Consider the following 21,610-nt stretch of genomic DNA (forward strand, 5'->3'; position numbering starts at 1 on the left):
TCTTTCTCCAACATTCCTAAAAACGAGCGTTATACGCGACGTTTTTTCGGCGGACGACAACCGTTGTGAGGGATCGGAGTCACATCAGTAATATTAGTGATGCGGAAACCAGCAGCGTTCAGAGCACGAATCGTAGATTCGCGGCCTGGACCCGGACCCTTAACCATAACTTCCAGGTTCTTAATACCGTAATCTTTCACGGCTTCTGCGCAACGTTCTGCAGCGACCTGCGCAGCGAACGGCGTAGATTTACGAGAACCACGGAAACCGGAACCACCGGCCGTTGCCCAACCCAGCGCGTTACCCTGACGATCGGTAATAGTCACGATGGTGTTGTTAAAAGATGCATGGACATGAGCCACGCCATCAGAGACTTGTTTTCTTACACGCTTACGTGCACGAACTGGTGCCTTTGCCATTATTCAATCACCCCGATTATTTCTTGATCGGTTTACGCGGACCCTTACGGGTACGTGCGTTAGTCTTGGTACGCTGACCGCGAACCGGAAGACCACGACGATGACGCAAACCACGATAGCAACCAAGGTCCATCAGACGCTTGATGCTCAGGGTGACTTCACGACGCAGATCGCCTTCAACGACGAACTTAGCAACTTCATCACGCAGCGTGTCAATTTGTTCTTCAGACAGCTCACTGATCTTAACATTTTCAGCGATACCCGCAGAGGCGCAAATGGCCTGGGAGCGAGTCTTGCCGATACCGAAGATTGAAGTTAATGCAATCACGGTGTGTTTTTGATCAGGAATGTTAATGCCTGCTATACGGGCCACTATGCACTCCTACTATTTAAATATGCGCCCCATGCCGAAAAGCCCGTTTTCAGGATACTCAAATGGCAGCGCATAGACATACAAAAGATTGGCTGGCTAATCTAGCCAGCTCAACCCGACTTTGCAAGAAAAATATGTGAAAATCAGCCTTGGCGCTGTTTATGCTTTGGCTCGGCACTACAAATCACACGCACAACACCTTCGCGACGTACGATTTTGCAGTTACGACATAATTTCTTGACGGAAGCACGAACTTTCATTTTTTCTCTCCGTAACTTCTTCAAGCGCCTGATTAACGGCCGTAGCCTTTCAGGTTTGCTTTCTTCAGAGCAGACTCGTACTGACTTGACATCATCAGAGTTTGCACTTGAGCCATAAAGTCCATGATGACCACGACTACGATCAGCAGTGATGTACCGCCGAAGTAGAATGGAACTTTCATCGCATCACGCATGAACTCCGGGATTAGGCAGATGAAAGTAATGTACAAGGCGCCGATTAAGGTCAGTCGAGTCATTACTTTATCGATGTACTTCGCCGTTTGCTCTCCCGGACGAATTCCTGGTACAAATGCACCAGACTTCTTCAGGTTATCTGCTGTTTCTCGCGGGTTGAAAACCAACGCCGTATAGAAGAAACAGAAGAAGATGATTGCAGTCGCATAGAGTAACACATACAACGGCTGACCTGGTTGTAAATACATCGAAATAGTCGTTAACCAGTTCCAACCGGTACCGCCCCCGAACCAGGACGCGATGGTCGCTGGGAACAGGATGATGCTGGAAGCGAAGATTGCCGGGATTACGCCCGCCATATTCACTTTCAACGGCAGATGTGTGCTCTGCGCAGCATAGACACGACGGCCTTGCTGACGTTTCGCATAGTTCACCACAATGCGGCGTTGACCACGCTCAACGAAAACAACGAAGAAGGTCACTGCAAATACGAGAACTGCAACCAACAGCAACAGGAGGAAGTGCAGGTCGCCTTGCCGCGCTTGCTCGATAGTATGGCCAATGGCCGGCGGCAATCCCGCAACAATACCAGCGAAGATAATGATTGAGATACCGTTGCCGATACCTCGCTCAGTAATCTGTTCGCCCAGCCACATCAGGAACATTGTCCCGGTGACCAGACTCACAACAGCGGTAAAGTAGAATGGCAGACCCGGGTTTAACACCAGGCCCTGCATTCCAGGCATATTCGGTAAACCGGTAGCAATACCGATAGACTGAAATATAGCCAGTACCAGAGTACCGTAACGGGTGTACTGGCTGATCTTACGACGGCCAGCCTCCCCTTCTTTCTTGATCTCTGCCAGGGCGGGATGAACCACCGTCAGCAGCTGGATAATAATCGACGCCGAAATATACGGCATGATACCCAGAGCAAAAATAGAAGCACGGCTCAGAGCACCACCAGAGAACATGTTAAACATTTCAATGATGGTGCCACGCTGTTGCTCAAGCAGTTTGGCAAGTACAGTGGCATCGATACCAGGGATCGGAATAAAAGAACCAATGCGGAAGACAATCAGCGCACCAATCACAAACAGAAGTCTGCGTTTTAGTTCGCCAAAACCGCCTCTGGCACTTTGAAAATCTAATCCCGGTTGCTTAGCCATCTGCTACTTATTCCTCAATTTTACCGCCAGCAGCTTCGATTGCAGCACGAGCGCCTTTAGTGACACGCAGACCGCGAACCGTTACCGGAGCAGAAACTTCGCCAGACAGAAAGATCTTAGCGAACTCAATCTGAATACCGATAATGTTTGCCGCTTTCAGCGTGTTCAGGTCAACGATTCCGCCTTCAACTTTCGCCAGGTCAGACAGACGAACTTCTGCCGTAACCATTGCTTTGCGAGAGGTGAAGCCGAATTTCGGCAGACGGCGGTACAGAGGCATCTGACCACCTTCAAAACCGCGACGTACGCCACCGCCAGAACGAGAGTTCTGACCTTTGTGACCACGACCACCGGTTTTACCGAGGCCAGAACCAATACCACGACCCACTCGACGCGGTGCGTGTTTAGACCCTTCGGCCGGAGACAGAGTATTTAAACGCATCTGTTACTCCTCCACTTTAACCATGTAGGAAATCGCGTTAACCATGCCGCGTACTGCTGGCGTGTCTTCACGCTCTACGGTGTGGTTAATACGACGCAGACCCAGGCCAAGCAGCGTTGCCTTGTGTTTCGGCAAACGACCGATCGAACTGCGGGTTTGAGTAATTTTAATAGTCTTTGCCATGGTCATTACCCCAGAATTTCTTCAACGGATTTACCACGCTTGGCAGCGACCATTTCTGGAGAACTCATATTCGCCAGGCCATCCAGAGTTGCACGAACCACGTTAATCGGGTTGGTGGAACCGTAGGCTTTAGCCAGTACGTTATGAACTCCAGCGACTTCCAGAACGGCGCGCATTGCACCACCGGCAATAATACCGGTACCCTGGGAAGCCGGCTGCATGAACACGCGGGAACCCGTGTGCACACCTTTAACAGGGTGCTGCAGGGTGCCGTTGGTCAGCGCGACGTTAATCATATTGCGACGGGCTTTTTCCATCGCTTTCTGGATTGCTGCCGGAACTTCACGCGCTTTGCCGTAACCAAAACCAATGCGACCGTTACCGTCACCTACCACAGTCAATGCTGTGAAGGAGAAAATACGACCACCTTTTACAGTTTTAGATACACGGTTTACCGCGATCAGCTTTTCCTGCAGTTCGCCAGCTTGTTTCTCGATGTGTGCCATCTTACACCTCTACCTTAGAACTGAAGGCCAGCTTCACGAGCAGCATCTGCCAGTGCCTGGACGCGACCATGATATTGGAAACCGGAACGGTCGAAAGAAACATTTTTAATGCCTTTTTCGATAGCGCGTTCGGCCAGTGCTTTACCCACAGCAGCCGCAGCGTCTTTGTTGCCGGTATACTTCAGTTGTTCAGTGATAGCTTTTTCTACAGTAGAAGCAGCAACCAAAACCTCAGAACCGTTCGGAGCAATGACCTGTGCGTAAATATGACGCGGAGTACGATGTACTACCAGGCGAGTTGCACCCAGCTCTTTGAGCTTGCGACGTGCGCGGGTCGCACGACGGATACGAGCAGATTTCTTATCCATAGTGTTACCTTACTTCTTCTTAGCCTCTTTGGTACGCACGACTTCGTCGGCGTAACGAACACCCTTGCCTTTATAAGGCTCAGGACGACGGTAGGCGCGAATATCCGCTGCTACCTGACCAATCAGCTGTTTATCAGCGCCTTTCAGCACGATCTCAGTCTGAGTTGGACATTCAGCAGTAATACCCGCTGGCAGCGCATGTTCAACAGGATGAGAGAAGCCCAGGGCCAAACTCACCGCGTTGCCTTTAATGGCCGCACGATAACCTACACCAACCAGCTGCAGCTTCTTAGTGAAGCCTTCGGTAACACCGATAACCATTGCGTTAAGCAGCGCGCGAGAAGTACCCGCCTGCGCCCATCCGTCAACAAAACCTTCGCGTGGAGCGAAAGTCAATTTGTTGTCTTCAGATTTAACTTCAACAGCATCATTGATAGTACGAGTCAGCTCGCCGTTTTTACCTTTAATCGAAATTACCTGACCGTTGAGTTTTACCTCTACGCCGGCAGGAATCACGACTGGTGCTTTAGCAACACGAGACATATATTCCTCCGATTAAGCTACGTAGCAGATAATTTCGCCACCAAGACCTGCCTGGCGCGCTGCACGATCAGTCATAACACCTTTAGAGGTAGAAACAACGGCAATACCCAAACCAGCCATAACTTTAGGCAGTTCGTCTTTGCGTTTATAAATACGCAGACCTGGGCGGCTTACACGTTGAATGCTCTCTACCACTGCCTTGCCCTGGAAATACTTAAGAGTCAGTTCCAGTTCTGGCTTGGTGTCGCCTTCGATTTTAAATTCTTCAATATAGCCTTCTTCCTTCAGCACGTTGGCAATTGCCACTTTCAGCTTGGAGGCAGGCATGGTGACCGCAACTTTGTTCGCGGCTTGACCGTTACGGATACGGGTCAGCATATCCGCGATCGGATCTTGCATGCTCATCTGTCTTTACTCCCGTGATTCAATTGGTGACAATTACCAGCTAGCCTTTTTAAGGCCCGGAATTTCACCGCGCATAGCGGCTTCACGGACTTTAATACGGCTCAGACCGAACTTCCGCAGGAAAGCGTGCGGACGACCAGTTTGGCGGCAGCGGTTACGCTGACGGGACGGGCTGGAATCACGCGGCAGAGTCTGCAGCTTGAGAACAGCATCCCAACGTTCTTCGTCGGATGAGTTCACACTAGAGATGATAGCTTTCAATTCTTCGCGTTTTGCGCGAAATTTATCAGCCAGTTTTACGCGAACGACTTCGCGTGCCTTCATCGATTGCTTAGCCATGAAGTAACCCTACCTTACTTGCGGAACGGGAAGTCAAAGGCAGCCAGCAGTGCACGGCCTTCATCGTCAGATTTCGCAGTAGTGGTAATGGTAATATCCAAACCACGAACGCGATCGACTTTGTCATAGTCGATTTCTGGGAAGATGATCTGCTCACGAACGCCCATGCTGTAGTTACCGCGACCATCGAATGACTTAGCGGACAAGCCACGGAAGTCACGGATACGTGGAACAGCAATAGAAATCAGACGCTCAAAGAACTCCCACATGCGCTCGCCACGCAGAGTCACTTTACAGCCGATCGGATAGCCCTGACGGATTTTGAAGCCTGCAACAGATTTGCGTGCTTTGGTGATCAACGGCTTTTGACCGGAGATTGCTGTCAGATCAGCTGCTGCGTTATCCAGCAGTTTCTTGTCAGCGATCGCTTCACCCACACCCATATTCAGGGTGATCTTCTCGACCCGAGGGACTTGCATGACAGAATTGTAGCCAAACTCAGTCATGAGTTTTTGGACTACCTCGTCTTTGTAGTAATCATGCAGTTTCGCCATCGTACTACTCCAAATTACTTGATAGTTTCGCTGTTAGACTTGAAGAAACGGACTTTTTTGCCGTCTTCGAATCTAAAGCCTACACGGTCTGCCTTGCCGGTAGCCGTGTTGAAGAGTGCAACGTTAGAAATCTGCAGAGCAGCTTCCTTTTCAACGATGCCACCTGGTTGGTTAGAGGCCGGAACCGGCTTCTGGTGTTTCTTAACCAGGTTGATACCTTCAACAATGACCTTGCCAGAAGACAGGACATTTTTAACTTTACCGCGCTTACCTTTATCTTTACCGGTCAGCACGATAACTTCGTCATCGCGACGGATTTTAGCTGCCATTGCTCGCTCCTTAGAGTACTTCTGGTGCCAGAGAGATAATTTTCATGAACTTTTCATTACGAAGTTCACGAGTTACCGGCCCAAAAATACGCGTACCGATAGGTTGCTCGCTGTTATTATTTAAAATAACGCATGCATTACCATCGAAGCGAATGACAGAACCGTCCGGGCGACGAACACCCTTCCTGGTGCGCACCACTACCGCCTTCAGCACATCACCCTTCTTAACCTTACCGCGAGGAATTGCTTCCTTGATGGTAATTTTGATGATGTCGCCTACGCCTGCGTAGCGACGGTGCGAGCCACCCAGAACCTTGATACACATTACGCGACGTGCACCGGAGTTGTCGGCGACGGTCAGCATAGTCTGTTCTTGGATCATTTTAGTGCTCCGCTAATGTCAACTACTACTTCGGGACCTGTAAACAGGTCGTTTGAAAGCCCCATAATTGAGGGCGCGGCATTATAACACCGGTTCTCGCATATGGGTAGAAAAAATAAACGGCTCGACTAAGCCGAGCCGTTTATCTTATTTTTTAGAGAGGGGATTCTATTACAGAATCGCTTTCTCTACAACGCGAACCAGCGTCCAGGACTTAGTCTTGGACAGTGGACGGCATTCGCGGATTTCAACCACGTCGCCGATACCACATTCGTTGTTCTCGTCATGTACGTGCAGTTTGGTCGTACGTTTGATGAATTTACCGTAGATAGGGTGTTTCACAAAACGTTCAATCGCCACAACAATGGATTTCTCCATTTTGTCGCTCAGGACACGACCTTGCAGAGTACGGATTTTATCGGTCATTACGCACCCGCCTTCTCAGTCAGTAAAGTCTTAACGCGTGCAACATCACGACGCACTTGCTTCAGAACATGAGTCTGTTGCAACTGGCCAGATGCCGCCTGCATGCGCAGGTTGAACTGCTCACGCAGCAGGTTAAGTAGCTCTGTGTTCAGCTCTTCAACGCTTTTTTCACGCAGCTCTGTTGCTTTCATTACATCACCGTCTTAGTTACAAAGGTGGTTTTGATAGGCAGTTTTGCTGCTGCCAGCTTGAATGCTTCACGGGCCAGCTCTTCTGATACGCCGTCCATTTCATACAGGACTTTACCAGGCTGGATCAAGGCAACCCAATACTCTACGTTACCTTTACCTTTACCCATACGCACTTCCAGCGGCTTCTCGGTGATCGGTTTGTCCGGGAATACTCGGATCCAGATCTTACCTTGACGCTTAACTGCACGGGTCATAGCACGACGTGCTGCTTCGATCTGACGGGCAGTCAGACGACCACGGCCAACAGCTTTCAGACCGAAAGTACCGAAGCTAACATCCGTACCCTGCGCCAGACCACGGTTGCGGCCTTTATGCACTTTACGGAATTTTGTACGCTTTGGTTGTAACATCAGCGATCTCCTTACTTACGGCCTTTACGCTGCTGCTTTTTAGGTTGAGCAGCCGGTTCCGGTTGTTCAACAGCAGCCATACCACCCAGGATCTCGCCTTTGAAGATCCATACCTTAACGCCGATTACACCATAAGTGGTGTGCGCTTCAGAGGTGTTGTAGTCAATGTCAGCACGCAGGGTGTGCAATGGCACGCGGCCTTCACGGTACCATTCGGTACGCGCGATTTCTGCACCGCCCAGACGGCCACTGACTTCAACTTTAATACCTTTAGCGCCCAGACGCATTGCGTTCTGTACAGCACGCTTCATCGCACGACGGAACATCACACGACGCTCCAGCTGTGAAGTGATGCTGTCAGCAACCAATTTAGCGTCCAGTTCCGGTTTACGGACTTCGGCGATATTGATCTGTGCAGGAACGCCAGCGATATCCGCTACGACCTTGCGCAGTTTTTCTACGTCTTCGCCTTTCTTACCGATCACGATACCAGGACGAGCGGTGTGAATAGTCACACGGATGCTCTTCGCCGGGCGCTCGATAACGATACGAGATACGGACGCTTTTGCCAGTTCTTTAGTCAGGAACTGACGGACTTTGAAATCGCCGTCCAGGTTGTCAGCGAATTCTTTGGTATTTGCGAACCAGGTAGAGTTCCAGGCTTTAACAATACCCAGTCGAATACCATTAGGATGTACTTTCTGACCCATTGCTAGTCTCCAGAGTCTCAGCGATCGGACACAACCACAGTAATGTGGCTGGTGCGCTTCAGGATGCGATCTGCACGACCTTTTGCACGAGGCATAATGCGCTTCATGCTTGGGCCTTCGTCGACGAAGATTTTCGCGACTTTCAGATCATCAATGTCAGCGCCATCGTTGTGTTCGGCGTTAGCAATGGCAGATTCCAGAACCTTCTTAACCATTACAGCCGCTTTCTTATTGGTGTAGGTCAGAATATCCAGGGCCTGCGACACTTTCTTACCGCGTACAAGGTCTGCCACCAGGCGAACCTTCTGAGCAGAAGAACGAGCGTGGCGATGTTGAGCTATAGTTTCCATCTCTTCCTCCTGCCTTAGCGTTTCTTGGCTTTTTTGTCAGCCGAGTGACCGCGATAAGTACGAGTCGGCGCAAATTCGCCCAGTTTGTGACCAACCATTTCGTCGGAAACAAAAACTGGAACGTGCTGACGACCATTATGGACAGCGATGGTCAAACCGATCATGTTAGGAAAGATCGTTGAACGACGGGACCAAGTACGCAGGGGCTTCTTGTCACCGCTTTCCACCGCTTTCTCTACCTTCTTCAGCAAGTGCAGGTCAATAAAAGGACCTTTCTTGAGAGAACGTGGCATGGCTTATCCTCTAAAATTATTTGCTACGGCGACGTACGATAAATTTATCAGTACGCTTGTTGCTACGGGTCTTCTTACCTTTGGTCTGAACGCCCCACGGGGTTACCGGGTGCTTACCAAAGTTACGACCTTCACCACCACCGTGCGGGTGATCGACTGGGTTCATCGCAGTACCGCGAACGGTAGGACGAATACCACGCCAACGAGTTGCACCGGCTTTACCCAGAACGCGCAGCATATGCTCAGCGTTGCCGACTTCGCCCAGGGTCGCGCGGCAGTCAAGTTCGACTTTACGCATTTCACCAGAACGCAGACGCAGGGTAACGTAAGAACCTTCACGCGCAACGATCTGCACGTAAGCACCAGCAGAGCGAGCAATCTGACCGCCTTTGCCTGGTTTCATTTCTACGTTGTGTACGGTAGAACCCACTGGAATGTTACGCATCGGCAGGGTGTTACCTGCTTTGATCGCAGCATCAACGCCAGATTGAATCTGGTCGCCAGCTTTCAGGCCTTTAGGGGCCAGGATATAACGGCGTTCACCATCTTTGTACAGAACCAGCGCGATGTTCGCGGAGCGGTTCGGATCGTACTCAAGACGTTCAACAGTAGCCGGGATACCGTCTTTGTTGCGTTTGAAGTCAACAATACGGTAAGCCTGCTTGTGACCACCACCGATATGACGGGTAGTGATACGACCATTGTTGTTACGGCCGCCAGACTTGCTGTTTTTTTCAACCAGCGGGGCAAATGGTTTGCCCTTGTGCAGCTCCTGGTTCACCACTTTAACTACGTGACGACGACCCGGAGATGTCGGTTTACATTTAACAATTGCCATTGTTCTTCTCCTCCGACTTACTCAGCGCCGCCTGCGAAGTCCAGATTCTGGCCTTCTTTCAGGGTGACGTAAGCTTTTTTCCAGTCGCTACGACGACCAATACGCTGTCCATGACGTTTAGATTTACCCTTAACCAGCAGGGTATTAACGACTTCGACTTCAACTTCGAAAAGTTTCTGCACAGCGGCTTTGATTTCTGCTTTGGTCGCGTCTGTCGCAACTTTGAGAACGATGGTGTTAGTTTTTTCCATCGCAGCAGATGCTTTTTCAGATACGTGCGGCGAGCGCAGTACTTTCAGCAGACGTTCTTCACGGATCATGCCAGCATCTCCTCAACTTGCTTAACTGCGTCAGCAGTCATAACGACTTTGTCGAAGGCGATCAGGCTTACTGGGTCGATACCCGCTGCATCACGTACGTCAACCTTGTACAGGTTACGCGCGGCCAGGAACAGGTTCTCTTCCAGTTCGCCAGTGATGATCAGCACGTCTTCCAGAGCCATGTCTTTCAGCTTCTCTACCAGCAACTTAGTTTTAGGTGCTTCCAGAGAGAACTGCTCGACAACGATCAGACGTTCTTGACGTACCAGTTCGGACAGGATGCTTTTCAGCGCGCCGCGGTACATCTTTTTGTTAACTTTTTGACTGTGGTCCTGTGGCTTCGCAGCGAAGGTCACACCACCTGAACGCCAGATTGGGCTTTTTACAGTACCCGCACGCGCACGGCCGGTGCCTTTCTGACGAAACGGCTTCTTACCGGAACCAGTTACTTCAGCACGAGTCTTCTGAGCACGGGTACCTTGACGGGCACCTGCTGCATAAGCAACAACAACCTGGTGTACCAGCGCTTCGTTAAAATCACGACCGAAGGTAGTTTCGGAAACAGTCAGCGCGCTTTGCGCGTCTTTCAATACTAATTCCATAGCTATCCCCTTACGCCTTCACAGCTGGTTTAACGATAAGGTCACAACCGGTAGCACCGGGGACTCCACCTTTAACCAGCAGCAGGTTGCGCTCAGCGTCAACACGCACAACGTCCAGGCTCTGAACGGTTACGCGTTCGTTACCCAGCTGTCCTGCCATTTTCTTGCCTTTGAACACTTTGCCCGGAGTCTGGTTCTGACCGATAGAACCCGGAACGCGGTGAGACAAGGAGTTACCGTGGGTAGCATCCTGAGTACGGAAGTTCCAGCGCTTTACAGTACCGGCAAAACCTTTACCTTTGGACGTACCAGTCACGTCAACTTTTTTCACGTCAGCGAAAATATCGACATTAATGCTCTGACCTACGGTGAATTCTTCGCCTTCAGCGGTACGGAATTCCCACAGACCACGGCCAGCTTCAACACCAGCTTTAGCAAAATGACCTGCTTCAGGCTTAGTTACACGGTTTGCTTTTTTAGCACCGGTAGTTACCTGCACAGCAGTGTAACCGTCGTTTTCCAGGCCTTTGACCTGAGTAACGCGGTTTGCTTCAATTTCGATCACGGTTACAGGGATAGAAACGCCATCTTCAGTGAAGATACGGGTCATACCCACTTTTTTACCGACTAAACCAATCATTGTTTCAACCTCTCAATCGCTCAATGACCTGATTAACCCAGGCTGATCTGCACGTCAACACCAGCAGCCAGATCCAGACGCATCAGAGCATCAACCGTTTTCTCAGTTGGCTCAACGATGTCAACCAGACGCTTGTGAGTGCGAATTTCATACTGATCACGCGCGTCTTTGTTGACGTGCGGAGAGATCAGAATGGTAAAGCGCTCTTTGCGGGTTGGCAGCGGGATTGGACCACGAACCTGCGCACCAGTGCGCTTGGCGGTCTCAACGATTTCCGCAGTTGATTGATCGATTAAACGATGATCAAACGCTTTAAGACGGATACGGATTCTTTGGTTCTGCATGAGACCAGAGCTCCAATTATTTATAAACGACAAAAATTACTACCCACATCCATTACGATTGATGGAGGAGTGTAATCGTTCGGTACATAACTCCCCTATCGGGAGTATTGTGTGGCGAGACGCGTTAGCATCCGGCCATGCGATTCAGATTGAATCGCGCCTGTCGCTGACATCAAGATGACAATGACAAGCCCGCGCATTATACGTAGATCTGCTCAGGAAGCAACCCATAATCCACTTTGTCACACGGATATCTGGAATCAGTCTCAAATCCGCCGCAGTAAACACCGCAATTAATCATCTGCTGTTATGCGCCGCATTCCGGTTTGGTGATCTGCCCGCTGGCATGCCGTGACAACCCGCAGGCTGCCATTTTATGCTGCACTGCAATTTACCGGGAGGCGTTATGGATAACTGGCTGCTCGTTGCACCCGCACTGATAATCGGCGCCCTGTTGGGAAGTTTTCTGGGTCTGGCGATTGAGCGCTTCCCTGCCTGCGCCACCGGCCGTTGCTGGTTACAACGACTGTGCCATCCCGCTTCCCGTTGCAATTGCTGCGGCCATCCCCTCCGACTGGCGGATCTGCTGCCGCTGATCAGCTGGCTGTGGCTACGCGGTCGCTGCCGCTATTGCCGGCAGGCGATTGGCGCTTACCCCTGCTATATCGAATTACTGACTGGGCTGTTACTGGCGCTGCTGGCTATCGGCTGCCAGCGCCCTGCCCTGTTTGCCTGGCTGACTCTTTTTAGCTGCGCGGCGGCGGTGCTTAGCGAAATCGATCGGCGCCATCTGTTATTACCTGATGTTCTGACTCTGCCACTGTTATGGTGCGGCTTGCTGTTTAACCTGCAACTCTCCTGCCTGCATCTGCAGCAAGCGGTCAGCGGCGCGATCTGCGGCTATCTCAGTTTCTGGCTGCTCTCCTGGCTATACCGTCTGGCGCGTAAGCATGAAGGCCTGGGCCGGGGAGACAGCAAATATTTTGCGGCCATTGGTGCATGGACCGGCGTGTCTGAGCTGCCGCTGGTGGCGACACTGGCGGCAGCGACGGGCATTGCTATCTGGCTGGGGAAAAAAGTGCGCTGCGAGAAAACCATCCTGCAACCTTTCGGGCCATGCCTGTCGATTGCCGGATGGTTGGTGCTTATTGCTCAACAAAATGGGGAAACTGACTGGCTTAACTGGCTGTTTTGATTTGTGACTGCAGGTAGTTCTGAACACCGATTTTGACGATAAGATCGAGTTCAGTTTCAAGAAAATCGATATGGTGCTCTTCATCCGCCAGGATTTCGATCATCATATCGCGGCTGACATAATCGTGAACCTTATCTGCGTAAGCAATCGCCTCGCGCAGATCCTTCGCCCCTTCCAGCTCAAGCACCAGGTCAGACTTCAGTATCTCTTCAACATCCTCACCAATACGCAATCTGCCAAGATCCTGCAGGTTAGGAATGCCTTCAAGAAAAAGGATACGTTCAATGTATTTGTCCGCATGCTTCATTTCATCAATTGATTCATGGTACTCAATATCATTCAGACGCATCAGTCCCCAATTTTTGAACATTCGCGCATGCAGGAAGTACTGGTTAATCGCTACCAGTTCATTTCCTAACAATTTGTTGAGATGACTTATGATTTTAGTATCGCCCTTCATTTTGCTTCCTCCGCTTCCAGTTAATATCAGCGTAGATGCGGTTTGAAGGAAGTCAAAATTCCATGACGAAAAGCAGGGTTATTGTCAGGCGATCTCTTTGTACTGCGGAGAGTGTTGCAACTCTTCATCCATAATTTCACGCGCGGCGCGAACGCATTTACCACACTGCTTGCCTACCGGGACAAACTGGCGAAGATGCTGAATAGATTTGGGCTGGTAACGGCGAACCACTTCACGAATGGCTTTATCACTGACGGCATTACACAAACAGACGTACATTTATTTACTCCAGTACAATTTCTGATCAATAGTGTAAATGCGAATCGTTTTTATTTCAATCTCTATGCATAGAATGGCGACAACGCCCATGTATTTCAGGCAAAAAAAAGAGCACCGAAGTGCTCTTTTTTAATGCTCTGGTTTATTGCTGTGGCCAGTCTCCCGGCCACCTCAAATTATCGGCAATTAAGCGATAACTTTAGCAACAACGCCCGCACCAACAGTACGGCCGCCTTCACGGATTGCGAAACGCAGACCGTCATCCATCGCGATTGGGTGGATCAGGGTAACAACCATTTTGATGTTGTCACCAGGCATTACCATCTCAACGCCTTCTGGCAGTTCGATGGTACCGGTCACGTCAGTTGTACGGAAGTAGAACTGTGGACGGTAGCCTTTGAAGAACGGAGTATGACGGCCGCCTTCGTCTTTAGACAGGATATAAACTTCAGACTCGAACTGAGTGTGAGGTTTGATTGAACCTGGTTTAGCCAGAACCTGACCACGTTCGATATCTTCACGTTTGATACCACGCAGCAGAACACCAACGTTCTCACCAGCACGGCCTTCGTCCAGCAGTTTGCGGAACATTTCAACGCCGGTACAAGTTGATTTCACGGTATCTTTGATACCAACGATTTCAACTTCTTCACCTACTTTAACGATACCGCGCTCTACACGACCGGTAACAACAGTACCACGGCCGGAGATGGAGAATACGTCTTCGATAGGCAGCAGGAACGGCTTATCAATCGCACGCTCTGGTTCCGGGATGTAAGAATCCAGGTAGCCAGCCAGCTCAACGATTTTAGCTTCCCACTCAGCTTCACCTTCCAGTGCTTTCAGCGCTGAACCGTGAACGATAGGGGTGTCGTCGCCTGGGAAGTCGTACTGTGACAGCAGGTCACGTACTTCCATCTCAACCAGTTCCAGCAGCTCTTCGTCATCAACCATGTCACATTTGTTCAGGAACACGATGATGTAAGGAACGCCAACCTGGCGACCCAGCAGGATGTGCTCACGGGTCTGAGGCATAGGGCCGTCAGTCGCAGCAACAACCAGGATAGCGCCGTCCATCTGTGCAGCACCGGTGATCATGTTTTTGACGTAGTCGGCGTGTCCCGGGCAGTCAACGTGCGCGTAGTGACGAGCTGGGGTGTCATACTCAACGTGAGAAGTGTTGATGGTGATACCACGAGCTTTTTCTTCTGGCGCGTTATCTATCTGATCGAATGCACGTGCAGAACCGCCGTAGGTTTTAGCCAGTACGGTAGTGATTGCTGCAGTCAGAGTAGTTTTACCGTGGTCAACGTGGCCGATAGTACCAACGTTGACGTGCGGTTTGTTACGTTCAAATTTTTCTTTAGCCACGGCGATATTCCTTACTTTAATGCTCTCACCCGTGGTGAGAGCATATGATCAATATGTTAAAACTGTAGCTTATTTACTACGAGCTTCAATAACGGCCTGAGCGACGTTGTTTGGCGCATCATCATACTTCAGGAACTCCATGGAGTATGAAGCACGGCCTTTAGTCAGAGAACGCAACTGAGTCGCGTATCCGAACATTTCAGACAGCGGAACTTCAGCGTGAATCTGTACGCCAGTAGCGTTAGATTCTTGTCCTTTGAGCATACCACGACGACGGCTAAGGTCACCGATAACGTCACCGGTATTCTCTTCAGGAGTCTCTACTTCAACCTTCATGATTGGCTCAAGCAGTACCGGAGTCGCTTTCTTAAAGCCATCTTTGAACGCGATAGATGCTGCCAGTTTAAACGCCAGTTCTGAGGAGTCAACGTCATGGTAAGAACCAAAGTGCAGACGAACACCCAGATCAACCACTGGATAACCAGCCAGAGGACCTGATTTCAGCTGCTCCTGGATACCTTTATCAACCGCAGGGATGTATTCACCAGGAATCACACCACCTTTGATGTCGTTGATGAACTCGTAACCTTTAGGGTTAACGCCCGGCTCCAGTGGGTACATGTCGATAACAACATGACCGTACTGACCACGACCACCAGACTGCTTGGCGTGTTTACCTTCGATATCGGTAACTTTCGCGCGAATTGCTTCACGGTATGCAACCTGAGGTTTACCAACGTTAGCTTCAACGTTGAATTCACGCTTCATACGGTCAACGATGATATCGAGGTGCAGCTCACCCATACCGGCGATGATAGTCTGGTTGGTTTCTTCGTCAGTCCATACGCGGAATGACGGGTCTTCTTTAGCCAGACGGCCCAGAGCCAGACCCATTTTTTCCTGGTCAGCTTTGGTTTTCGGTTCTACGGCGATAGAAATTACCGGCTCAGGGAATTCCATACGCTCCAGAATGATGACGTTATCTGGATCACACAGGGTGTCACCCGTAGTCACTTCTTTCAGACCGATAGCAGCAGCGATGTCGCCTGCGCGAACTTCTTTGATCTCTTCACGTTTGTTAGCGTGCATCTGTACGATACGGCCCAGACGCTCACGCTGAGATTTGACCGGGTTATACACGGTGTCACCGGAGTTAACTACGCCAGAGTACACACGGAAGAAGGTCAGGTTACCTACAAACGGGTCGGTAGCAATTTTAAACGCCAGCGCAGCAAACGGCTCTTCGTCATCAGAGTGACGAACGGCCGGAGTGTCTTTACCGTCGTCCAGGATACCGTTGATCGCGGTAACGTCAGTCGGTGCCGGCAGGTATTCAATAACCGCATCCAGCATCGCCTGCACACCTTTGTTCTTAAATGCAGAACCACAGGTTACCAGGATGATTTCGTTGTTCAGCACGCGCTTACGCAGGGCAGTTTTGATCTCTTCTTCGGTCAGCTCTTCGCCACCAAAGAATTTCTCCATCAGCTCATCAGATGCTTCAGCTGCGGCTTCGATCAGTTTCTGGCGCCATTCTTCAGCCAGTTCCTGCATATCAGCCGGGATATCTTCGTAAACGAAGGTCACGCCTGCATCAGCATCGTTCCAGTTGATCGCTTTCATCTTGATCAGGTCAACAACGCCGGTGAAATGCTCTTCAGCGCCGATAGCCAGCTGCAGAGGAACCGGAGTGGCCGCCAGACGTGATTCGATCTGACCAACAACTTTCAGGAAGTTAGCACCCATACGGTCCATTTTGTTAACGAACGCGATACGTGGAACTTTATATTTGTTCGCCTGGCGCCATACGGTTTCAGACTGTGGCTGAACGCCACCAACTGCACAGTAAACCATTACTGCGCCGTCGAGAACACGCATGGAACGTTCTACTTCGATGGTGAAGTCAACGTGTCCAGGGGTGTCGATAATATTTACGCGGTGTGGCTCGAACTGCTTCGCCATACCTGACCAGAATGCAGTGGTCGCTGCGGAGGTGATGGTAATACCACGCTCCTGCTCCTGTGCCATCCAGTCCATGGTGGCTGCGCCATCATGAACTTCACCGATTTTGTGGTTTACACCGGTGTAGAACAGAATACGTTCGGTAGTCGTGGTCTTACCGGCGTCGATATGTGCACTGATACCAATGTTACGATAGCGTGCAATAGGTGTTGTACGAGCCATTTGATTCCTCTGATTCTCGGACGTTCAAGGTTAGTTAACCCAGGCGGGTTGGCTGAAAGCGCCCGCCTGGTTAGCTTAACTACTACGTGGCTATTACCAGCGGTAGTGCGCGAACGCCTTGTTGGCTTCAGCCATACGGTGAACGTCTTCACGTTTCTTAACTGCAGTACCTTTGTTCTCTGCAGCGTCAGAAAGTTCGTTCGCCAGGCGCAAAGCCATAGATTTATCACCGCGTTTACGAGCAGCTTCAACGATCCAACGCATTGCCAGAGCATTACGACGAACCGGACGGACTTCAACTGGTACCTGATAAGTAGAACCACCAACGCGGCGCGACTTAACTTCTACAGTCGGGCGTACGTTGTCGAGAGCGACTTCGAAAGCTTCCAGTTCGTTTTTACCAGAACGCTGAGCCAGGGTCTCCAGCGCGGTATAGACGATTGCTTCAGCAGTAGATTTTTTACCATCTACCATCAGGATATTTACAAATTTAGCCAGCAGTTCTGATCCGAACTTAGGATCCGGCAGAATTTTACGCTGACCAATAACGCGACGACGTGGCATGGAAATACTCCGTTGTTAATTCAGGATTGTCCAAAACTCTACGAGTTTATTTTGACATTTATTTAAAACGTTTGGCCTTACTTAACGGAGAACCATTAAGCCTTTGGCTTCTTCACACCATACTTGGAGCGAGATTGCTTACGGTCTTTAACACCTGAGCAGTCCAGCGCGCCACGAACGGTGTGGTAACGCACACCTGGCAAGTCTTTAACACGACCGCCACGGATCAGGATCACGGAGTGTTCCTGCAGGTTATGACCTTCACCACCGATGTAGGAGGTAACTTCAAAACCATTGGTTAAGCGAACACGACATACTTTACGCAGTGCGGAGTTCGGTTTTTTAGGAGTAGTAGTATATACGCGAGTACATACACCACGTTTTTGCGGGCAGGCTTCCAGCGCAGGCACGTTGCTCTTTGCAACTTTGCGTACGCGTGGTTTGCGAACCAGCTGGTTAACTGTTGCCATTAAATAGCTCCTGGGGTTTGCTTTTGCTTCGTAAACACGTGATAAATCGCCTCGCAGTATCACGAGGACGCAGAATTTTAGGGCTGAGCTTAAAAGGTGTCAAGAAATAACCAGGATTTCGTGTTTCACCAGGTCATTTGCTGAGGATGTTTCACCGCCAGCGCAACGAACTCAGTATAGCTTACCGGCGTCACTTTGGCTGAAATCTGAGCAGAAAGTCCGCGCGCGTCAACGTCCTCCTGCAAAATGTAAATTGTAACCGGCGCCGTTAATAACGCAGTTAACGCCTGACTGCCTGCCAGTGCCGCCAGAACGCCATCCTGCAGTAATAACAGCTCATCGCCGCTTTTCAGCATCCGCAACAGTAGCGCGAAGTCGCACTGGAAGGGAGAGTTCATCAGCGTATGCAGCATGGTGCTTCCTTAAAACGTCACAATACGGTCGAACTGATCAAGCCGCTGGCGCAATGCATCAGCGCTTAACACCTCGGCGGGCAGCACGCGTGGGTCCTCGGCCGTTAATCCGCGTTCGGCCAGCGAGTCCGCGCAGATATAGCACTGCTCCACCTCGTACAGCGGCAAAACGCCGAAGGTAGCGATATAATTGCGTGCCAGAATTTTCTCCGGCTGCTGACCGGCAGTAAGCTGCAATACGCCATCGCCAATAAAAAACAGCGCAATATTTTCACTCAGTGCTGAAGTGGCCAGCACCGCATCCAGCCCTTCGCGTCCGGCGCTGCTGCCATGCGGGGCGCGGGTAAAGATAAAAGCGATTGAATTCATCAGAACTGCACCAGTCGTTCACAATTTAACGCCGCTTCCGCCAGCGAACCTAAACCCGTCAGCTGAAAACCCGGTTGCAGATTCGCCGCGGGCAGCGCCAGACTCTGTGCCTGCTGCTGATCGGTCACGCCACGTCGTAACGCCGCCGCCACACAGATATGCAGCGCCGTGCCATGCTCAGCCTGAAGCTGCTGCCAGGCGCGCACCAGGTCAAACTCATCGCTGGCAGGCGCCGTCAGCTGGTTGGCGTTCAGCACCCCTTCGCGATAGAAGAATACGCTGCTCAGCGTATGCCCCGCCGCAATTAAGGCTTTGGCAAACAGCCAGGCGCTGCTTGCCTGCTGGGTGCCATAGGCCGGGCCGGTAACCAGCAGAGTAAACTGCATTAACGATCCTGGCCCTGGAAATCACCGCTTTTAAACTGGCGAATATAGAGATAGACGGTGTGCTTGGAGATATTCAGACGGTCCGCCACCTGATTAATCGCATCTTTGATATCGAAAATACCCTTCTCATACAGATTAAGCACAATCTGGCGATTCTTGGCATTATTCGACACATTGCGATCGGCGCTCACCTCTTCAATCGTGAACTCCAGCGTCTGTGTCACCAGATCCTCCACCGAAGAAGCGAAGTTAACTGATGAAGCCACCTCTTTGATTTCCGGCGGCATAAAGGTCGACATAATCTGCGAGAACGGCACATCGAGATTCATATTGATGCACAGCAGCCCGATCACCCGCTCCTCACGATTGCGAATCGCGATGGTCACCGACTTCATCAGCACCCCGCTTTTGGCGCGGGTAAAATAGGCCTTTGACACATTACTGTCAGCGCCGGTCATATCGTGCAGCATACGCAGGGCGAGGTCGGTAATGGGCGAACCGACTTTACGGCCGGTATGTTCGCCATTAGCAATGCGCACGGCTGAACACTTCAAATCCTCCAGCGAGTGCAGGACGATTTCACAATGTGAGCCGATCAGCATCGCCAGACCATCAACCACCGCTTCATACGACTGCAGAATATCGTGGTCGGTCTGAATAAATGGCCGTTGCTCCAGTAAGTCTGATTCGATCAACTCACCGGGACTGAATGGATTAGACATGGAAGAGACACCCTAATATTGGCTGGAGCCTGTCTCAGCGCGGCCTGGGCAGACTCAACATACAGAATTTTGCGCGAAGGATAGTTTAGCAAATCAGGGAAAGCTGTGTCCTGGCCTTTGTTGCTAATTGCGCAGAATCACTAAAACTGTGCGGCTCAGGGCATAAAAACAGAACCGCCGCAGTGATTGCGGCGGTTTTTACAGACAGGAAACCACTGGTCAGAGATTACTGAGCAGCAGGTTTCTCTGCCGGCGCCTGAGCGTCGACTTTAGGTGCTGGTTTGATATCCAGCAGCTCAACGTCAAACACCAGCGTGGAGTTAGCCGGAATACCCGGAACGCCATTTTTACCGTAAGCCAGGTTTGGTGGGATCACCAGCTTGATTTTACCGCCTTTCTTCACGTGCTTCAGGCCTTCAGTCCAGCCAGGGATCACGCCGTCAAGACGGAAAGAGAGTGGCTCACCACGGGTATAGGAGTTGTCGAACTCTGTACCGTCGGTCAGCGTACCTTTGTAGTTCACTACCACGGTATCGCTATCTTTTGGCGCATCACCGCTGCCTTCTTTCTCAACCTGATACAGCAGGCCAGACTCAGTTTTCTTCACGCCTTTCTCTTTGGCGAATTTAGCCGCGTAAGCTTCGCCTTTACCGGCGTTCTCTTTCGCGTCTTTTTCCATCTTCGCCTGAGCGGCGCCCTTCACACGGCCTTCAAAAGATTGCAGAGTCTGCTCAATCTCTTTATCGGTGAGTTTGCTTTTACCGGAAAATGCATCCTGAACACCGGAGATCAGCTGATCTTTATCCAGTGCGATGCCCAGTTTCTCTTGTTCTTTCAGAGAGTTTTCCATATAGCGACCCAGCGATGCACCCAGTGCATAAGCGGACTGCTGGTCTTCATTTTTAAACGCAGCATTCTTCGGAGCCTGAGGCGCGGCCTGTTGAGCAGGTGCAGTTTCTTGAGCAGGTGCAGTTTCTGCAGCCATTGCCAGCGGTGCATTCAGCGCTACGGCCATGGTGGTGGCTAACAATGTGACTTTAAACAGTGATTTCATCCATTTCTCCAAAACCGAAGCCTCTCACCTCGGGAATAAATTTTAACCTTTCGGTCAGTACTATAACTGTGCGCGAAGAAACTACCTACTCTCGCAACAAAATTACTAAGTTAACCTACGACTGTTGTAATGCCGTTAAGTTTCAAAGAGTACGTATAGACGACATCGGCCTTTTTCAATCGTTATGGCGAAATTAGCTGCTTTTACCTGGTGAAAGCCATGCTTTTGCCGTTAGAATCAGACGATTCGCCGCCATGTGATTCGCATGCGGTAACAAGAGGAAATAGTATGCAACAATCATTGTTTGAACAGCGGCTGGAGATGCTGGAAAGCAAACTGGCTTTTCAGGAGCACACCATCGATGAGCTGAATCAGACGGTGGTGCAGCATGAGCTGGAGATGGCGAAGATGCGTGAACAGCTACGTCTGATGCTGGATAAGCTGAAGGCGGCGGCGCCATCCATGATTGCCTCGCAATCCGAAGAAGTGCCCCCACCGCATTATTAAACCGCAAATAACAAAAAAGGTCGCCTGAGCGACCTTTTTTAACCA

38 protein-coding genes are annotated in these 21,610 nt (G+C 50.6%); 2 read left to right on the top strand and 36 right to left on the bottom strand.

The window, feature by feature from the left end:
* Positions 1–29: 29 nt before the first annotated feature.
* From rpsK to rpsJ, 25 genes are all read right to left on the bottom strand, one after another.
* Positions 30–419 (bottom strand): 30S ribosomal protein S11, encoded by a 390-nt coding sequence (rpsK, locus tag J2125_RS08940; protein WP_004160563.1) that lies wholly within the window; start codon positions 417–419, stop codon positions 30–32.
* Positions 420–435: 16 nt separating this feature from the next.
* Positions 436–792: a 30S ribosomal protein S13 gene (gene rpsM / locus J2125_RS08945; RefSeq protein ID WP_017799037.1), complete on the bottom strand. Its 357-nt coding sequence runs from the start codon at positions 790–792 to the stop codon at positions 436–438.
* A 143-nt stretch (positions 793–935) separates the two neighbouring features.
* Positions 936–1,052 carry a 50S ribosomal protein L36 gene (rpmJ, locus tag J2125_RS08950; protein WP_013204118.1) on the bottom strand — a complete coding sequence of 39 codons (117 nt, stop codon included), beginning with the start codon at positions 1,050–1,052 and terminating at the stop codon, positions 936–938.
* 32 nt (positions 1,053–1,084) lie between these two features.
* Positions 1,085–2,416 carry a preprotein translocase subunit SecY gene (gene secY, locus J2125_RS08955; RefSeq protein ID WP_017799038.1) on the bottom strand — a complete coding sequence of 444 codons (1,332 nt, stop codon included), beginning with the start codon at positions 2,414–2,416 and terminating at the stop codon, positions 1,085–1,087.
* Positions 2,417–2,423: 7 nt separating this feature from the next.
* Complete coding sequence (gene rplO / locus J2125_RS08960; RefSeq protein WP_017799039.1) at positions 2,424–2,858, bottom strand: 50S ribosomal protein L15; 435 nt, start codon at positions 2,856–2,858, stop codon at positions 2,424–2,426.
* Between the two features lie 3 nt (positions 2,859–2,861).
* Complete coding sequence (rpmD, locus tag J2125_RS08965; RefSeq protein ID WP_004160569.1) at positions 2,862–3,041, bottom strand: 50S ribosomal protein L30; 180 nt, start codon at positions 3,039–3,041, stop codon at positions 2,862–2,864.
* A gap of 5 nt (positions 3,042–3,046) precedes the next feature.
* Entirely contained in the window at positions 3,047–3,547 is a 501-nt protein-coding gene (rpsE, locus tag J2125_RS08970; RefSeq protein WP_017799041.1) for a 30S ribosomal protein S5, read from the bottom strand.
* 14 nt (positions 3,548–3,561) lie between these two features.
* The gene (gene rplR, locus J2125_RS08975) at positions 3,562–3,915 is read right to left on the bottom strand and encodes a 50S ribosomal protein L18 (protein WP_017799042.1); all 354 of its coding nucleotides are present in this window, start codon (positions 3,913–3,915) and stop codon (positions 3,562–3,564) included.
* A gap of 9 nt (positions 3,916–3,924) precedes the next feature.
* The gene (gene rplF, locus J2125_RS08980) at positions 3,925–4,458 is read right to left on the bottom strand and encodes a 50S ribosomal protein L6 (RefSeq protein ID WP_017799043.1); all 534 of its coding nucleotides are present in this window, start codon (positions 4,456–4,458) and stop codon (positions 3,925–3,927) included.
* Between the two features lie 12 nt (positions 4,459–4,470).
* Entirely contained in the window at positions 4,471–4,863 is a 393-nt protein-coding gene (gene rpsH, locus J2125_RS08985) for a 30S ribosomal protein S8 (RefSeq protein WP_017799044.1), read from the bottom strand.
* A gap of 33 nt (positions 4,864–4,896) precedes the next feature.
* Positions 4,897–5,202 carry a 30S ribosomal protein S14 gene (rpsN, locus tag J2125_RS08990; protein WP_026111426.1) on the bottom strand — a complete coding sequence of 102 codons (306 nt, stop codon included), beginning with the start codon at positions 5,200–5,202 and terminating at the stop codon, positions 4,897–4,899.
* A 14-nt stretch (positions 5,203–5,216) separates the two neighbouring features.
* Positions 5,217–5,756 carry a 50S ribosomal protein L5 gene (gene rplE, locus J2125_RS08995; RefSeq protein WP_017799046.1) on the bottom strand — a complete coding sequence of 180 codons (540 nt, stop codon included), beginning with the start codon at positions 5,754–5,756 and terminating at the stop codon, positions 5,217–5,219.
* 14 nt (positions 5,757–5,770) lie between these two features.
* Complete coding sequence (rplX, locus tag J2125_RS09000) at positions 5,771–6,085, bottom strand: 50S ribosomal protein L24 (RefSeq protein ID WP_017799047.1); 315 nt, start codon at positions 6,083–6,085, stop codon at positions 5,771–5,773.
* 10 nt (positions 6,086–6,095) lie between these two features.
* Positions 6,096–6,467 carry a 50S ribosomal protein L14 gene (gene rplN, locus J2125_RS09005; RefSeq protein WP_002438705.1) on the bottom strand — a complete coding sequence of 124 codons (372 nt, stop codon included), beginning with the start codon at positions 6,465–6,467 and terminating at the stop codon, positions 6,096–6,098.
* Between the two features lie 171 nt (positions 6,468–6,638).
* The gene (rpsQ, locus tag J2125_RS09010) at positions 6,639–6,893 is read right to left on the bottom strand and encodes a 30S ribosomal protein S17 (RefSeq protein ID WP_017799048.1); all 255 of its coding nucleotides are present in this window, start codon (positions 6,891–6,893) and stop codon (positions 6,639–6,641) included.
* Positions 6,893–7,084 (bottom strand): 50S ribosomal protein L29, encoded by a 192-nt coding sequence (gene rpmC / locus J2125_RS09015; RefSeq protein ID WP_004160585.1) that lies wholly within the window; start codon positions 7,082–7,084, stop codon positions 6,893–6,895. Before rpmC ends, rpsQ begins: the two co-directional genes overlap by 1 nt.
* Positions 7,084–7,494: a 50S ribosomal protein L16 gene (gene rplP / locus J2125_RS09020; RefSeq protein WP_015962145.1), complete on the bottom strand. Its 411-nt coding sequence runs from the start codon at positions 7,492–7,494 to the stop codon at positions 7,084–7,086. Before rplP ends, rpmC begins: the two co-directional genes overlap by 1 nt.
* A gap of 11 nt (positions 7,495–7,505) precedes the next feature.
* The gene (rpsC, locus tag J2125_RS09025) at positions 7,506–8,204 is read right to left on the bottom strand and encodes a 30S ribosomal protein S3 (RefSeq protein ID WP_017799049.1); all 699 of its coding nucleotides are present in this window, start codon (positions 8,202–8,204) and stop codon (positions 7,506–7,508) included.
* A gap of 17 nt (positions 8,205–8,221) precedes the next feature.
* Entirely contained in the window at positions 8,222–8,554 is a 333-nt protein-coding gene (gene rplV, locus J2125_RS09030) for a 50S ribosomal protein L22 (RefSeq protein ID WP_017799050.1), read from the bottom strand.
* Between the two features lie 14 nt (positions 8,555–8,568).
* Positions 8,569–8,847, bottom strand: a complete 279-nt coding sequence (gene rpsS, locus J2125_RS09035) for a 30S ribosomal protein S19 (RefSeq protein WP_017799051.1) — start codon at positions 8,845–8,847, stop codon at positions 8,569–8,571.
* Between the two features lie 16 nt (positions 8,848–8,863).
* Positions 8,864–9,685: a 50S ribosomal protein L2 gene (gene rplB, locus J2125_RS09040; RefSeq protein WP_017799052.1), complete on the bottom strand. Its 822-nt coding sequence runs from the start codon at positions 9,683–9,685 to the stop codon at positions 8,864–8,866.
* Positions 9,686–9,702: 17 nt separating this feature from the next.
* Positions 9,703–10,005: a 50S ribosomal protein L23 gene (gene rplW, locus J2125_RS09045; RefSeq protein ID WP_017799053.1), complete on the bottom strand. Its 303-nt coding sequence runs from the start codon at positions 10,003–10,005 to the stop codon at positions 9,703–9,705.
* Positions 10,002–10,607: a 50S ribosomal protein L4 gene (gene rplD, locus J2125_RS09050; RefSeq protein WP_017799054.1), complete on the bottom strand. Its 606-nt coding sequence runs from the start codon at positions 10,605–10,607 to the stop codon at positions 10,002–10,004. Before rplD ends, rplW begins: the two co-directional genes overlap by 4 nt.
* Positions 10,608–10,617: 10 nt before the next feature.
* Positions 10,618–11,247, bottom strand: coding sequence for a 50S ribosomal protein L3 (rplC, locus tag J2125_RS09055; protein WP_017799055.1), 630 nt, complete (start codon positions 11,245–11,247; stop codon positions 10,618–10,620).
* Positions 11,248–11,279: 32 nt separating this feature from the next.
* The gene (gene rpsJ / locus J2125_RS09060; protein WP_009639175.1) at positions 11,280–11,591 is read right to left on the bottom strand and encodes a 30S ribosomal protein S10; all 312 of its coding nucleotides are present in this window, start codon (positions 11,589–11,591) and stop codon (positions 11,280–11,282) included.
* Between the two features lie 406 nt (positions 11,592–11,997).
* Between rpsJ and J2125_RS09065 the strand changes: the two genes are divergently transcribed.
* Positions 11,998–12,786 (top strand): prepilin peptidase, encoded by a 789-nt coding sequence (locus J2125_RS09065; RefSeq protein WP_017799056.1) that lies wholly within the window; start codon positions 11,998–12,000, stop codon positions 12,784–12,786.
* Here the strand turns inward: J2125_RS09065 and bfr are convergent.
* The 11 genes from bfr to fkpA all read right to left on the bottom strand — a co-directional run bounded on the left by bfr (position 12,770) and on the right by fkpA (position 21,058).
* Positions 12,770–13,246: a bacterioferritin gene (gene bfr / locus J2125_RS09070; protein ID WP_017799057.1), complete on the bottom strand. Its 477-nt coding sequence runs from the start codon at positions 13,244–13,246 to the stop codon at positions 12,770–12,772. The genes J2125_RS09065 and bfr overlap by 17 nt on opposite strands.
* Positions 13,247–13,330: 84 nt before the next feature.
* Positions 13,331–13,525 (bottom strand): bacterioferritin-associated ferredoxin, encoded by a 195-nt coding sequence (gene bfd / locus J2125_RS09075; protein ID WP_017799058.1) that lies wholly within the window; start codon positions 13,523–13,525, stop codon positions 13,331–13,333.
* A 186-nt stretch (positions 13,526–13,711) separates the two neighbouring features.
* Positions 13,712–14,896 (bottom strand): elongation factor Tu, encoded by a 1,185-nt coding sequence (gene tuf, locus J2125_RS09080; protein ID WP_209499485.1) that lies wholly within the window; start codon positions 14,894–14,896, stop codon positions 13,712–13,714.
* 69 nt (positions 14,897–14,965) lie between these two features.
* Positions 14,966–17,080: an elongation factor G gene (fusA, locus tag J2125_RS09085; protein ID WP_017803038.1), complete on the bottom strand. Its 2,115-nt coding sequence runs from the start codon at positions 17,078–17,080 to the stop codon at positions 14,966–14,968.
* 93 nt (positions 17,081–17,173) lie between these two features.
* Positions 17,174–17,644 (bottom strand): 30S ribosomal protein S7, encoded by a 471-nt coding sequence (gene rpsG, locus J2125_RS09090; RefSeq protein ID WP_017803037.1) that lies wholly within the window; start codon positions 17,642–17,644, stop codon positions 17,174–17,176.
* 95 nt (positions 17,645–17,739) lie between these two features.
* Positions 17,740–18,114, bottom strand: coding sequence for a 30S ribosomal protein S12 (rpsL, locus tag J2125_RS09095; protein ID WP_006120575.1), 375 nt, complete (start codon positions 18,112–18,114; stop codon positions 17,740–17,742).
* A 125-nt stretch (positions 18,115–18,239) separates the two neighbouring features.
* Positions 18,240–18,527, bottom strand: a complete 288-nt coding sequence (tusB, locus tag J2125_RS09100) for a sulfurtransferase complex subunit TusB (protein WP_017803036.1) — start codon at positions 18,525–18,527, stop codon at positions 18,240–18,242.
* Positions 18,528–18,536: 9 nt separating this feature from the next.
* Positions 18,537–18,896 (bottom strand): sulfurtransferase complex subunit TusC, encoded by a 360-nt coding sequence (tusC, locus tag J2125_RS09105; RefSeq protein ID WP_017803035.1) that lies wholly within the window; start codon positions 18,894–18,896, stop codon positions 18,537–18,539.
* Positions 18,896–19,282 carry a sulfurtransferase complex subunit TusD gene (tusD, locus tag J2125_RS09110; RefSeq protein ID WP_017803034.1) on the bottom strand — a complete coding sequence of 129 codons (387 nt, stop codon included), beginning with the start codon at positions 19,280–19,282 and terminating at the stop codon, positions 18,896–18,898. The genes tusC and tusD overlap by 1 nt, the downstream gene beginning before the upstream one ends.
* Positions 19,282–20,004: a helix-turn-helix transcriptional regulator gene (locus J2125_RS09115; RefSeq protein ID WP_017803033.1), complete on the bottom strand. Its 723-nt coding sequence runs from the start codon at positions 20,002–20,004 to the stop codon at positions 19,282–19,284. Before J2125_RS09115 ends, tusD begins: the two co-directional genes overlap by 1 nt.
* Positions 20,005–20,230: 226 nt before the next feature.
* Entirely contained in the window at positions 20,231–21,058 is an 828-nt protein-coding gene (fkpA, locus tag J2125_RS09120; RefSeq protein ID WP_017803032.1) for an FKBP-type peptidyl-prolyl cis-trans isomerase, read from the bottom strand.
* A gap of 288 nt (positions 21,059–21,346) precedes the next feature.
* Between fkpA and J2125_RS09125 the strand changes: the two genes are divergently transcribed.
* Positions 21,347–21,565, top strand: a complete 219-nt coding sequence (locus tag J2125_RS09125; RefSeq protein WP_017803031.1) for a protein SlyX — start codon at positions 21,347–21,349, stop codon at positions 21,563–21,565.
* Positions 21,566–21,610: the final 45 nt, after the last annotated feature.

The sequence above is a fragment of the Winslowiella toletana genome (genome assembly GCF_017875465.1).
Lineage (GTDB): Bacteria > Pseudomonadota > Gammaproteobacteria > Enterobacterales > Enterobacteriaceae > Erwinia > Erwinia toletana.